This window comes from Pedobacter superstes, assembly GCF_037622515.1.
In the GTDB taxonomy this organism is placed as follows: Bacteria; Bacteroidota; Bacteroidia; order Sphingobacteriales; family Sphingobacteriaceae; genus Paradesertivirga; species Paradesertivirga superstes.
Genome location: NZ_JBBJCN010000001.1, coordinates 1,071,551 through 1,086,418 on the forward strand (window position 1 = coordinate 1,071,551; position 14,868 = coordinate 1,086,418).

Consider the following 14,868-nt stretch of genomic DNA (forward strand, 5'->3'; position numbering starts at 1 on the left):
TTTTAATTTTTAGTTTATACTAAAATGTAATATTTGTCCCGAATACAAGCATCCGTGTTCTTGGATATGGTGAGTAATCGAACCCAGGAGTGGTGGAACTGTTCTGGGTGGAAACCTCAGGATCAGGTCCTGTATAATTGGTCCAAGTTTTTAAATTTTGCGCCGACAGGTATACTCTTGCATTTGCCATTTTAATTTTATTCACCAACCGTTGAGGAAGATTGTATCCTAAATTCACTGTTTTCAAGCGCAGGTATGAAGCATCCTCAATAAATCGTGTACTATAGTTCCTCGGACCAAATGCATTCATCAATGGGCGCCCATATTCAGCGTCATCATTTTCTACTGTATAATAATCTGCATATTGAGCAAACATATTTAATCCCAAATTTCTGTTATCACCTTGGCTCCCTCCCTCCAGTACTGTACGATTTCCATTGTATACCTGGTTTCCGTACATCCATTGTAGAAACACATTCAGATCAAATCCTTTGTAGGTGAAATTATTGGAAACACCACCCATATGCTTTGGGTTAGGATTACCGATGATGGTAAGATCTCCGGCATCCACAACACCGTCATTATTCAAATCTTTAAATTTCATATCACCAGGCTGTACAAGTTGGGTCGCACTGTTAAAAGTCGGCACAGTAGGTTTTAATCTATAATTTGTAAATGCCCCATTCTGACTTACGTCGAAATCTTCCAAACGATATAATCCATCAGATATATACCCAAAGAAACGAGCGATAGGCTGGCCCACTTGAGCTATATATAAAGGATTTGTATACACAGAACTAAATCTTGGAGAAGAACCTAGAACACGTTCATTTCTTGAAAGACTTAAAACTTCATTCCTGGCAAATGTTATATTTAGATTAGTATTCCATGAAAAGTTTTTCTTTTTGATATTAGTTGAATTGAACGATAACTCCAAACCTTCGTTCTGAATATCTCCAATATTTTCAACAATACGCGTAAAGCCTATACTTGTTGGAAGATTTGCATTTAGCAGCAAATCGTAAGTTTTCTTATTATAATAATCGATTTCTAAACTAAAGCGATTATTCAGAAATCCGGCTTCAAGGCCAATATCTAACATTGAAGAAGTCTCCCATTTTAAGAAAGGATTCTCCATGGCTCCTGGTGTTGCACCTGGTAGAATTGAGTTATTAAAAGATGACCGTGTACCACCCACCGTGTTACTAATATTAATAGGTGCAGTGTATTGATAATCACTTACACGATTGTTTCCACCCAGGCCATAACTAGCTCTTAGGCTCGCATTACTCAATACTTTACTTAAACCCTTCATGAAGCGCTCTTCAGAAAGTCTCCATTTAGCTGCTGCGGACGGGAAATACCCCCACCTGTTTTCGGAAGGAAACTTCGATGAGCCATCTGCCCGCATGGTAGCTGTGAGAATATATTTTGATTTATAGTTGTAGTCTAAACGACTAAAAAAGGAAGCCAGATTATTTTGACCTGCAGTAACCGTGGTTGGAAGAGCAATTCCTTCATCAATTCCATTTATACCTAAATTCTCGTTAGGTATAAAGGTCGTTGAAAACAGGTTCCTGTCCGATTTAATAACCTGATTACTAAATCCAACTAGGCCATTAATTGTATGATCTTTACGAATTATTTTCTTGTATGCCAGGGTATTTACATTCTCAAAACTATAAGTTCCGACATCATCAATACTGCCGTTAATCCCGTTTAGCCTGCCCTGAATAGTAAAAGGACTTCCTCCACGTGTATACTGGTTGTTAAATGCGGTAATTTTCCTTGCAACATTGTTAACATTGAAAGTGCTTCGCAATTTAAAATCCTTCAAAAATGTGTATTCCAGAAAAGAATTTGCCTGAAGTGTATTTTCAGCTGTTATATTATTGCTATTTAAAGCCAATAAGTAAGGATTGATCCGATCCTGAGCTCTTGGCGAAGCCTCGTCGGCGTCAGAAAACTCATTCTCGAGTTCACTTAAGTCACCCGAAGCATTCACTGGCCGGGAGCTCCATATCGTAAACATCAAATTAAATTCAGCACTATTCGTGCCTGATCCCGTACCATTGGAAGGAACACCTATTGCTTGTTGGCGCGGAGTATTACCAAACTGCTTGGTTGATGCATAGTTGGCAGTTACACCTGCCTTGAAGTTTTTAGAAACCTGCTGATCAATTGTAACTCGTCCTTGATAGCGTTTAAAGCCACTTTCCACAACAAGTCCGGTCTGGTCCACATAGTTTCCTGATATATAATAATTTGTTTTATCAGCCTGTCCAGATAACGTTAAGTTATGATTCATGAAAGGAGCTGACTGAAACACCTTATCTTGCCAGTTAATACTTGGTGAATTTTTATAGGAATCAAGAGTCCGGCCATTTGTTAAATAAGCAGCCTTTCCATAATCACGATCAATGTCTATCTGCAAGCGAACAAAGTCATATGCGCTCATCACTTTCATTTCTGAAATATTTGATTGAGTGCCCGCATAAACATTGTAGGCAATTTTCGGCGTTCCGCTTGTACCACGTTTTGTTGTAATTACTACAACGCCATTAGCACCTCTTGATCCATAAATAGCTGTCGAAGAAGCATCTTTCAAAACGCTTATGGATTCAATATCATTAGGACTAATTGTATTTAATGCGTTCCCCTCCTGAGCGAAACCATCTACTACGTAAAGAGGGCTTGAACTTTGTGTTATAGACCCTGTCCCACGAACCTGTATGTCCGAAACTGCACCTGGTTGGCCATCTGGTGATATTAACTGAACACCTGCAATTCTACCGGCAAGGGCTTCATCAACCGAAACAACCGGAGCTTTGTTTACATCAGCCATATTAACCACACCGACAGCTCCCGTTAAATCAGGTTTGCGAACAGAGCCATACCCGACAACTACAACTTCAGTAAGAGCTGAAACATTTTCCTTTAAAGCAACAACAACAGTACTCTTTGATCCAACTAAAATTTCTTGGTTAGCAAAACCTATATAAGAAAAAACAAGCACCGAATTATTACCTGTAACCCTGATAGAAAACTTCCCATCACCGGACGTAGTAGTGGCAGTCTGAGTACCTTTCACAACAACCCCAACACCCGGAAGAGTTTCTCCCTTTTCATCTGTCACTGCACCGGTGACCACTTTGGACTGAGCAAAAATTCCATTAGAAAGAATCGTACTCATGATTAACAGTAAGTAGAAACGCCTGCAGGAGCGCTCTAATGACCGCACATAAAAAAACAGCAAGGCATTGCTAGTAGCGCGCGTAGAATTATTCTTCATGCTTCAATTGATTAAATAAGTTAGTTAAGTATTTAGATTTTAATAATTTTTTACTTAGTCGTCATAAGAGGATCGAAAAAGTTCGCAGAGATTCCTGTAATATGTACTCATCAATAATGGTTTAGTTCGTTACCCAAATATAGAATAACTAAACCGATTTAGTAAGTTTTTTTTTCATTTTTTCATTTTTTTCTGACTGCGAAGGCTTTATTAATGAAAATGTTAAGGTTAATTCACTTTTCTTATCAAACTTATTGGGTTCCTCGTGTTTAGACTAATACAAAAGTCCCTTCTTTCTAAATTCTTTTCGCACACTAAAACACCGTTCACACTTGCAAGTGAATCTTTTCTTAAATTTCGTTCTCCAAAATTAAAGGAAGATGTTACTGTATAACAATAGGTGTGTTTCTTTACGAACAGATATGGACTAAGTTTATTAAAACTAAACGTGTATCTAAATGACAATGGATTCCTTATTTCGTTTTCAGTTTCCTCTTCGCTATTAGTTTTTTTGAAGACCACCATCGAAACACGCACTTAATAATAATGAAATTAAATCAAACCCTTTTCTTGTTACTCAAACTTTTTGATAAGGTTATATTATGTCCAAAGCGTCAAAGCACTCATGACTCTAATCTTTTAAAGTAAATGATTATAAATGGAGAAGCAATATAAAGTAGTATTGTAAAAACAGCAAACATTTGCCCCAATTGACTATTTGCAAAAGCATGATCTTTGTACTTCTGGTATATTCGTTCATATCTTTTGTCATATAAAAACAGGCCATAAGTAATAAGCACAGCTCCAAAAATCATTAATAATTTTGTGCCTTTGAATTCGCTACTACCCCGGAGACCCTACAGCGAGATATATAAAAGACGCTCAAGACTCATTAAAACACTAAAAACAACGATTGCAAATTGGGTAAAGCCAGTGAACGCCGGCCTGTCATTTTTATAGTTGCCATGCTTATAATATATATTATAAACCGAATAAAAACATTAAGTCCAGTCTCTCAGTATACTTAAAAACATAACTTCTACTTCAAACTTCGAGTCATATCAGTCCAAGCTTTTAAAATCCGAGCCTCACGGACGAAAGGTATTATAGCCTGGCATCAATTCAGCTTCCCCGTAGTCATACTATTTTTTCAGTTCCAGCAATAGTTACAGGTCCAAAAACCTGATCCAAATAATGGCATTTTATAATCTTTCCTGACTTCATTCTCCATTCCTGTGCCACTTCAATCAGGATCTCGCTAAAGCTATTATAACCAATGGAGCTTATACAATTGAATGTATGCTTTCGATCTTTTTTATTGGAAAATTGGTGATAACAGCTGCCTTTATGATGGCCGAGAAATCACACATCACGTCGATTCAGGCCCCCCTATACTTGCAAGGAGGGAACGGTTTTTATAATAGCAACGGAAGCGGATAGAAACCCTTCCGTTGCTATATGATTGCTTGCGTTATTAAAAAACGATTTCCAATTAATTCTTCACAATTTTCTTAATTACGATTTGTCTGCCGTTCATCACCTTTAAATAATAGAGTCCTGTCGGGAGTTTTTGAACCGGAATAGTTTCAATAAGATTGGTTACTATACCAGAATAGACCAACGTACCATTTGCACTGAACAATTGCATTGTAGCACCGGTTTGAATAGCTGTTACAGAAACTTTTACATTATCAGTGGCAGGATTGGGATAAACAATCACGTTATCTGCAGTCTCTACTTCTACTACGTCTTTAAGCGTTGGATTTTTTGCCGTAGTTGATGGTACACTGCAGAATCCTAATCTGTCTCCATGATTCAAATGTTCCTGTACAGAATTGGAAGCAACGCAGATAACTTTGCCGTTATGACAAATCATCACCTTATCGTTGTTATTTCCGCAGGTTACATCAACTGTCTTAATTGTGATAGATGTCGAAGTACTGCATCCTTTTGCATCGGTTATCACTACCGTATAAGTGCCTGCTGCAGATATAACAATTGCTTGTGTTGTTTCTGTCGTGCTCCATTTGTAAGTATAGGGAGCGGTACCTCCGGTTGGCATTCCTTTAATAGTTAACGTAGCAGGACCATATCCTTTGTAGATGGTATTCTTCTCATCCATGTCAGCATTTACAACATAAACGTCTGGAATGATTACTGTTAGCTGGCGGGGATTGGTATCATCGCAATCATTGTTATTAGCAACACCACAAGCAACAGGAGAACCTGCTCCCAATCCATCCGCATCCATATCTGCATACAAAAGCTTTGTATCATCACAATCAGTATTGTTTTTAGCGTATCCTTCCCGAGCAACCGATGAACAGAACATTACTGTTGTAGTAGAACCAAATCCGTCTTTATCAGCATCCACGTAGAACTGTTGAGGTTCATGTACTGTTACATCATTATCATTGCAATCAGTGTTATTGGTAGAATAACCTTCCGGAGCTTCATTTAGTGGCAATAAAGCGATTGTGTGAGATCCGAATCCATCTTTATCTGCATCTACATAATACTCCTTGTTTACAGTAAGAGATTGGGTGACAGATGCTGCGGCCTTGAAGTGATTGTTGCCTGCTTGTGAAGCAGTAATATTAGTTATTCCTACTCCAACAATATGAATGAGACCATTCACGATAGTTGCTACACTTTCATCAGAGCTTGTGTAGGTTAAGGGTAATCCCGAGGACGTTGACGCACCTGCATTAAAGTCGGCATCCGCTACTTGTTTTGCCGGCAGAGCATTGAACGTAATGTTTTGGTCTTGCTTGGTAACAGTGAGTGTTTGTGTTACAGAAGTAGCAACGTTGTATTTGTTATCTCCTGCTTGTGAAGCTGTAATTAAAACAGTTCCTTCACCAACAATATGAACCTGACCGTTCACAATGGTGGCTACATTCTCATCACCACTTGTATAGGTAATCGGAAGACCTGAAGTGGCTGTGGCACTAAGGTTGAAATCAGCGTCCCCCACCCGCTTTGCTGTCAGTGCATCAAATGTTATTGACTGATTAACCTTTTTTACAACTTGTAATTGAGTTTGGTTAGTAGCTGCCGCGTACGCCGTATCCCCAGCCTGAATAGCTGTAATCGTTGCATTACCCTGTGCAACAATGCGAACCTGGTTACCGTTTACAATGGTTGCTACAGAATTATTAGAACTTGTGTACGTTACAGGCAAACCAGATGAAGCAGTGGCCGTGAGATTGAAGTCAGCATCGCCAACATATTTACTATCTAAAGAATTAAATGTAATAGTCTGACCTGTTTTGACCGTTACCGTTTGTGCGGCAGATGCTGGCAGATAATCGCTGTTACCTGCTTGCGTAGCAGTAATTGTAGAAGTACCTTCTCCAACGATGTGTGCCAGTCCATCAACAATGGTTACAACGGCTGTATTGGAACTTGAATAAGTAATTGGATTGCCTGAAGAAGCAGTTGCTCGTGGATTGAAGTCAGTATCGCCGTTTTGTTTGGTTGTAATGGCAGGGAAAGTAATAGTTTGTGCTAATTGTGGTGCAGCATTCATCACCTTGAAACTACTCACATTTCCAAATTGCGTACTACTTGCACCATTTGCTCCAAAACCCGCATATCTCGTATTCGTTGCGTTAAAGATGTTAACAGTATTCCAGGTGTAAGACACACCATCAAGAACAAAATCGGATATATTGCCGGTTGTTGTATTCACCGTATAGGACATGGTGTGTGTAATCGCATTGTTCCAGGTACCATTGTAAGGCAATATCTGCAATGGCGTTCCTGTGCTGCCTCCGCCGTTCCAAAGACAAAGCTGAACCTGACCCGCTGTAGTCAACGGATTAACAACTACACCACGCATATTTGTTATAGCGTCACCTGAAGCTGAAATAGCCGACCAGAAACCAAGAAATACGCCACGACCAGCACGGGGAGTGGAAGGATTGGTGATATTTCCTAAATCAAACGTATTGGAGATATTGATGTAAGTAGGTTTTATGTACCCAGCTACACTTGCCAAATCAATCATCTCCGCAATATTGGCGTTCATCTTTGCCACGCCATTAATAACTGTTGCAGTGTTAGCAGTAGAAGCAGCAGCAGAGGACTTTTGATAGGTACGGCTGGCAATAGTTGCTACTTCAGGAGTACGGCCTGTAACATTTCCTGTTCCTGATGAAGTGGTAAAATCATCCTGTAATAATAACCTTGTTTCGGTACTTCCATCTTTAGTAACGGTTAGCACACGACTAACAGCAGTTGCCATTTCGTAACTTGTATTACCGGATTGATATGCGGTAATGGTAGCTGTTCCTGGTCCGACAATATGCACTATACCATCGGCAGCAACAGTTGCTACAGATGGCGTAGAGTTTACATATGTTAATGGAAGCCCGGAACTTGCGGAAGCATCAATATTGAAATCGGCATCCCCTATTTTCTTATCGCTAAAGTCAGGAAAATTGATGGTTTGCGAAGTACGAACTACTTCATTCCACACCTTGTTATCTTTTACTTTAAAGCTGCTGATATTACCGTATTGACCTGTGGATGCGCCAGAAGTACCAAAGCCTGCATATTTAGTGTTGGCCTCTGTAAAAATATTTGTCTTGTTCCACAAATAACTGACACCATCCAATACAAAATCGGAAATGTTACCTGTGGTAGTATTGATGGTATAAGAGATGGTATGCTGTGCGGAAGCATCCCAGGTTCCTTCATAAGAAAGTGATTGTACCGGTTTGTCTGTTGAACTACCGCTTCCATTCCAAAGGACTAGTTCACCATCTTCGGGATTTACAAAAACACCTTGCATGTTCTGAAACCCGAACGTAACTGTACTTGAAGCAATGGAAGGCCAAAATCCAAAATAAACACCACGGGCCGGACGAGTCGTCGGTGTATTATTAAGGAGCGTCCCTTCGTTAAAGCTGCCAGAAATGTTAATATAAGTCGGCTTGGTATACCCATCAGCGCTTGAAATATCCACTACCTCCGCCATAACGGTTGATATTTGCGCGCTGCCGTTAACAACGGTGTTGGGAGAAGGCGTTCCTGTAAACGAAGGTTGAAATACACGATTGCCGATGGTTGCAACTTCCGGTGTTCTTCCGGTTACAAGACTACCTAAACCAGTTTCAAAATTATCTTCAACAAGGCTGACAGCATCAGTTGCAGTAGCAGTTGCCTCAGCGGAGTTACCACTTTCTCCCAGCGCATTCACAGCAGAAACGACATAATAATAAGTGTCGCCATTAGATAAACCGATGTTGGTATGAACAGTTGTATCAACGGTGGCAATGGTGATATAAGGCCCACCACTGGTAGTGGCGCGTTTTACTTTATAGCTACCAGCACCGACAGGAGCATTCCAGCTAAGGGCGATTTGACCACTACCGGCTTTTGCCATGAGTAACGAAGGAGCGGCAGGAGCTTGTGTAGGGGCAACTTCAGTGACGCTAATTTTGTTGAGATTAAACGCAGTTTCTGTGCCTCCGACATAAATGCGCATGCTTTGTATACCTGCTTGCAGCGTTACCGTGTTCACAACAAGATCTTTCCAATCATCAGCACCAGTTGAATTGTCGCCGCCAAAAGGTACGGCTACTTCACCGGTTCCATTCACACCATCAAAATCAAATCGTATTTTACCATTTGAATTTATTGAAGAATAGCGAATAGCAATTTTATAAAAGCCGGTTTTTGGAACTGCGACGGTAAAATTCATCCATTCACCGGGCTGCATATTGTTCACAGCATAGCCGCCTTCTGAACAAACAGCAATATCAACGGCCTCGGAAGTTCGATAAGCACCGCCCGTATTTCCATTGTCTAAATCATTATAGGTTTTTCCCTGTCCACCCGAAGTGAAAAAATCATAATTCTCTGCCTCAATTGTAGCAAGAATGTTATTCGTTCCATAAACAGGCTGTCCGTCTACAAACGATTGAACAGGGTCTCCAGGGGACAGCTTTGCTCTGTGAAAGGTGAGGCCACCGTATCCGGGATGATCGGTTTCAAATCCCGGTCCTTCATATCCAAATTCATTTAGTGAAATGTCATAAGCTCTTTGGGTCCATTTGAACTTGTCTGAGGTAAGGCCTATTCTGTCCCGGTAATGAGCAAGTACCATTTCGTGAAAAGGGCTTTGGTCCGATTTAAAAAGTTCCCCTCTTGTCATCCGGGTAAAGTCTCCCTCACTGTACGGATTCATTTTTAATGATGTCCAACGGCCGCTCCGACTTCTCCGGCTTATAAATTCTCCATTTTCTAGCGTCGGTTCCCATGGAGTTGACTGGTCGGGAAAAGAATAATTAAGGGAAACATTATAACGAAACGCATGCTCTAAACCTAAAAGGATACGGTTGTCAAGATAGCTATACATGTCATCCCCCTGGTTCCATGCCATTTCTGCCATTGTGTTTATTATGGATACACCAGTAATGGGATGGCTCTGGTCACGGGAAGCCTCCTCGTTTTGCCCGTTTTCATGAATATAATACTGAATCTGGTCATCATAACCATAATCAGGAATAGTCGTTTGTTGAAATGGAGCTATTGGTGAATACGTGTCAAAATATTGATTTGATGCAGTCTTTGTTTCTGAAACGATAGGCGGGCCGGATACGTAAGGAAGATCGTCTGGACGGTGAGGTTGCGCTGTCAAATATCTATATGCCCTATCATACATAGTGCGGTTATCCATGAAGATACCCATTGCCATAATCCCACGCCAAGCAAAAACACCTTGGTTTCCATGACGCCCGGGGTCTCCATTGTACATATACCAGTAGAAAGTAACGTCAGAACTATTAATAGCTGCCGTTGGCACTAGTGTTGTGGAGTAACCTGGATATACCAGCATTGCTTTAAATTTATCAATATCGGCTTGTTGCCAGCCAGGATACGTGCTTTTAATAATTTCTGCACCTTCAAGCAATTTCCATACAACCCTGCCGGCATTCAATGCAGTGGTACCGTCTGAAACAAATCGCTTGACATTTACCCAAGCATTTAAAATCTCCACCGCTTTTTGTGCATGCCGTACATCGCCGGTGATGTACCACATAAGTGAATTATAGTAAGCAGCTAATCCGTCAAATTTTATTTTACTATACTCGCTGTTTAACGTCTGGTTAATTACAGTATTTGAGCTACTGCCTCTTACTACATAATTGTAGCTTGCCAACGGGCTTAACGCCATGTTGTCAAATGAACTCTTCCACGGTTCTTTACCTGCCCTCACCATCATCTTCATCCTATCCAAATCGGATTGTTTGTGTGAAATACCAGGATGAACAAAAGATTGAGCGTTTGAGGATTGAATTCCCATAAAAAGGAAAATCAAGCAAACCACAAGCAGTTTAACGGGATAAAAACTACAAATTCCAATTGGCATATTGGAAAATCGGAGAACATTTGGCTGTGTAAAAATTTGCATATAATGAAGTAATTAGGTTTATAATTTTTTACCTGAGATCCATAACACTTACACAACCCCGTCTGCTGCATTGAAATGCTTTCCAAGGTCCTAGAAGCCTGGCTTTCAAGATAACTTAACTGTCGACTGCTTAATAGCCTGGTACACCCACGGGTCAAAAATGAAAGCGCAAAAAAAAACTAAAATTTCTCTGTAATTTTTAATTATCGTTCTATAACTAGAATAAAGCCTCCAGCTTCGGTGCATTAGCGCCTACTCAAAATTAGTCACACTAAATCGATTTAGCAATTAATTTTTTAGTTTTTAGGATTTTACAATTTTAGGCTGATTTGTGTATTAAATCTGGAAAAAGCTACCACCTCGTTAATTAAAATCACAAGATTATCTAATTGCCTGTTCAGCAAGCAGCCGCAGCGTTTATACCTGTAATGAAAAATTGTAGTAATTCAATTATAATAAGGAATACCACCAACGCACAGGAACGACTAAAGCAAGCACACAATTTATAGGACTTAACCACACTTAGCCAAGGAACTGTAAGCGACACATACGACTGCATCTATCAGATTATCCACAATTTAACCAAAACAAAACGGGGCAAAATCCTTCTGAAAAGACTTTGCCCCTTAAAGGGTTCTGCCGCACATCGAGCTCCCGTAAAAGACATTTGTCTTTATCAGTCAACAGGATCTAAACATCAACATTTTACAGAACTGAATTATCTTCCAAAATCATCTTGTAGACGTACAATATCCTCCTCGTCAGACGGACTATTTGCATTTGTATGTTGCCATATCTCTGCTATTACGCCCCATTCTTTCAGGCCCACCAATCGATGCCGTTCACCTTGTGTTAGCTCTATCAACTCGCCCGATCCATATTCCTTTAGTTCTGTTTCCTCATCTGTAAGACTTTTTATAACCCCCACTACCCCCTCCAATACTTTCCAAATCTCTGCTCTCCGAAAATGATATTGCCATGAAAGGCGCATTCCAGGTGCAACAAGCAAAATTTTAGGACTTAACTTTCCTGATATATTTAGCTCTTCTATACCCATTCTTGCAAAAAACAATTTGGCAAAGTCAGCGGCCTGGTTTTCGTTTATCACAAAAAAGCCCCCCCACGGTCTGCTTTTATCACTACTGACAATCTCGAAATTCAGTGCTTTTAATTTATTTTCTACCTCGTTGAATATTCTTTCTTTCATTTCCATAATCCTATTCATTTGAAGCTTTTCCCAAAGTTGCTAAGATCCCTCCATCGACATAAAGTATATGACCATTCACAAAGTCGGACGCCTTCGATGATAAGAAGATAGTTGCACCCTGTAAATCCTCCGGTTCCCCCCATCGAGCCGCAGGGGTACGACTTAAAATAAACTCATTGAATGGATGACCATCTACGCGAATCGGTGCTGTTTGGGTAGTGGCAAAATAACCCGGACCAATTCCGTTAACCTGGATATTGAATTTTGCCCACTCTGTAGCCAGATTTTTTGTAAACATTTTTAAACCTCCTTTTGCGGCAGCATAAGCACTTACCGTTTCACGTCCTACTTCGCTCATCATTGAACAGATATTAATCACTTTTCCCGACCTGCGCTCAATCATGTATTTCCCCACATGTTTAGACATAATAAAAGGGCCGGTTAAATCGATTCTTATTACGGCCTCCCAATCGGCTAATTCCATATCAATTACAGGAGTGCGTTTTATTATTCCCGCATTATTTACGAGAATATCAATCGGTCCAACTTCTGACTCCATTTTTCCAATTGCGGCTTTTACAGCCTCTTCGTCGGTAACATCGAACAGGTATCCTTTTACTTCTATTCCATTTTCAGCATACTCCTTCAACGCAAGTTCAAGTTTTTCAGCAGAAATATCATTGATAATAATTTGAGCACCCGCGTTGGCCAAACCTGTAGCCATAGACATTCCCAAACCATGTGTGGCCCCTGTTAAAAGAGCTGTTTTTCCTTTTAAGTCAAAAATTGATAACGACATTATATGTATAGTTTAAATGAAAAAATTTATACGATTCAACCACTAGACTAGTGAATTGTAATTGTCCTTTGGAAATTTTTGCAATTCCCTCGCAGGTAAGAACTTGCCGAGTTCTGCGTTCACGTTATACTCAAGAAAAACTGACATAACACTTCCGGGTCTACCACCAAAATGACCCGTTATTTCCTCTCCCTTAATATTATTGCCTGTCCACCTTTACCCTTAATAATGAATTTAAACACATCTCCTTTTTTCACTTCAAATACTTTTTTTTCGAGGGTGCTATTATTATCTTCATATACAGTAGCAATATATTTTTGCCTAGGCTTTAAAAAATCGAGTTTGATTTGTTCTTTCCAGTCTTCATGCCCGGCTACATTACCTACAAACCATGTTGTCCCACTCCGTCGCGCCACACTTATATTTTTACCTATTTCACCTTTAAGGTAATGCGTATCATCCCACACGGTGGGCACGTATTTAAAAAACTCAATCTCCTCTGAGTTGGTATAGTCTTTAGGCTTCCCATACCAGAATATAGCTTGCAGGGGACTGAAGTAAACAACGGTCAATGCCAACTGCTGACCTTTACTAACCTTTAAATTTTTACTGAAATTATTTTTGGGATTGGGAAAGCAGAAGGTAAAATCTGCTGCACCTGCAAGAAAACGGGTATAGGGTAATGTAGTAGTGTGAAAGGCATCAGGACTATTTTCGTCCCCTCGTATTCCTTCTTGTGATAACAATGCCGGATAAGTTCTGCTTAAACCCGTTGGCTTATAATTATCATGAATATTCAAGACCAAGCCATAATCGTTTACTTTTCTGATTGCAGAGCTAAGCCAGCCGAGTCCTTTTTGACTAAACCCATCTATAAAGCCAAACTTCATTCCGGCAATTCCCCACTTCTTGTATAGTGGTAGAATTTCGTCCAAATGATTCTGCAGGCCAATATAGTTTACATATACGATTACCCCTATACCCTTTTTTTTACCATATTGAATCACCTTAGGCATGTCGATCTGTGGAATAGGAATGCGTGGATCAGACGACTGCGCCCTTTCCGGCCCATACCAGCCTGCATCAAACATAATGTAGCGGAAATTGAGCTTTTCAGCAAGATCGATACAATCAAAACCTGCCTGAGTATTTAACTCCGATCGTATTAATTTGCCAGGCTGGATACTTGAAGGAATCTCTTTGACCGGTGGCGGATTTAACCGTAAAAAAAGATCGCTGAACTGATGCAAGCCTATTGCTGTATTTGAAAAACTGACAGTTCTCCACGGTGTTTGAAACAAACCTGAGAACTTCACTTCTTTATCCCTAGCAAATACCACATTGAGGCTATTTTTCTGGATTCCTTTTCCAAGCTCAGCTTTGGTGTAATCCAAATTTTCTGCTTCGCCTATGCTGATAAAAAATTTTCCGTTTGTTAAAGTAGCTGGAAAATCGCACGTGGTATTTAAGGAATCTATGCGAATTGGACTAAAAACCGTTTCATGATGATACTGAAAAATTCGATAAGAGTGGGATAAGTCGAAAGTCGTTAACTCCTTTTTAATCCGAAAATCATTGCCTTCCGCTTGCTCAGGCACTATATATTTAAATGCGATGCTACCATTAAAAACTCTCGCAAGAAGATTGAAGTTCTGATGATTTGAAGTACAAGATAGATTCAATTCGTTGTAATTATTCTTCACAAACTCCTTTTCTCCAAATTCCCATTTAAAGGTCTCAATATGGCTTTCCCGGGTGGCATTCATGATCCTCGTTTTCTGGCCAAGCGTACCATTGTTCAGTTCTAAGCCTAATGCCGACCAGGCAATTACAGTTTTGTTATTATATTTTACGGTGTATTGAAGATTTCCATGTTTATCAATAGCGAACTTTGCTTCGGTCCGCTTATCTGGAGAGCTGAGTTTTTGAGACCCGAAAGTTTGTGAGATACTTTTCTGGCTTAGAAGCAGCATCGGAATCGCCAATAATATCGTTAATATAAATTTCATTATACAGGTTTTCATTTTATTATCGCTTTACTTTGTTTTTAGGATTCTTATAAACGCCTGTTCTTCCTAATATAGAAAAACGACTTATTTTTAGTAATGAGGCATATTGGATCTCCCGCTGCAGGAATAAAATTACCG

The 14,868-nt window shown here is 39.9% G+C and carries 5 protein-coding genes; all 5 read right to left on the minus strand.

Features of this window, described 5'->3' with window-relative positions:
- Positions 1-19: 19 nt before the first annotated feature.
- The 5 genes from WG906_RS04525 to WG906_RS04545 all read right to left on the minus strand — a co-directional run bounded on the left by WG906_RS04525 (position 20) and on the right by WG906_RS04545 (position 14,730).
- Positions 20-3,292 (minus strand): SusC/RagA family TonB-linked outer membrane protein, encoded by a 3,273-nt coding sequence (locus tag WG906_RS04525; RefSeq protein ID WP_339991332.1) that lies wholly within the window; start codon positions 3,290-3,292, stop codon positions 20-22.
- Positions 3,293-4,784: 1,492 nt separating this feature from the next.
- Complete coding sequence (locus tag WG906_RS04530; protein ID WP_339991333.1) at positions 4,785-10,607, minus strand: T9SS type A sorting domain-containing protein; 5,823 nt, start codon at positions 10,605-10,607, stop codon at positions 4,785-4,787.
- 826 nt (positions 10,608-11,433) lie between these two features.
- Positions 11,434-11,928, minus strand: a complete 495-nt coding sequence (locus WG906_RS04535; protein ID WP_339991334.1) for a cupin domain-containing protein — start codon at positions 11,926-11,928, stop codon at positions 11,434-11,436.
- 4 nt (positions 11,929-11,932) lie between these two features.
- Positions 11,933-12,721, minus strand: a complete 789-nt coding sequence (locus WG906_RS04540) for a gluconate 5-dehydrogenase (RefSeq protein ID WP_339991335.1) — start codon at positions 12,719-12,721, stop codon at positions 11,933-11,935.
- Between the two features lie 179 nt (positions 12,722-12,900).
- Positions 12,901-14,730, minus strand: coding sequence for a glycoside hydrolase family 97 protein (locus tag WG906_RS04545; protein ID WP_339991336.1), 1,830 nt, complete (start codon positions 14,728-14,730; stop codon positions 12,901-12,903).
- Positions 14,731-14,868 lie beyond the last annotated feature (138 nt).

Bases quoted from the DNA above. Each gene is read 5' to 3' on its own strand.
- WG906_RS04530 (WP_339991333.1), bottom strand. From the start codon at position 10,607: ATGGGAATTCAATCCTCAAACGCTCAATCTTTTGTTCATCCTGGTATT.
- WG906_RS04545 (WP_339991336.1), bottom strand. From the start codon at position 14,730: ATGAAATTTATATTAACGATATTATTGGCGATTCCGATGCTGCTTCTA.
- WG906_RS04535 (WP_339991334.1), bottom strand. From the start codon at position 11,928: ATGGAAATGAAAGAAAGAATATTCAACGAGGTAGAAAATAAATTAAAA.
- WG906_RS04525 (WP_339991332.1), bottom strand. From the start codon at position 3,292: ATGAAGAATAATTCTACGCGCGCTACTAGCAATGCCTTGCTGTTTTTT.
- WG906_RS04540 (WP_339991335.1), bottom strand. From the start codon at position 12,721: ATGTCGTTATCAATTTTTGACTTAAAAGGAAAAACAGCTCTTTTAACA.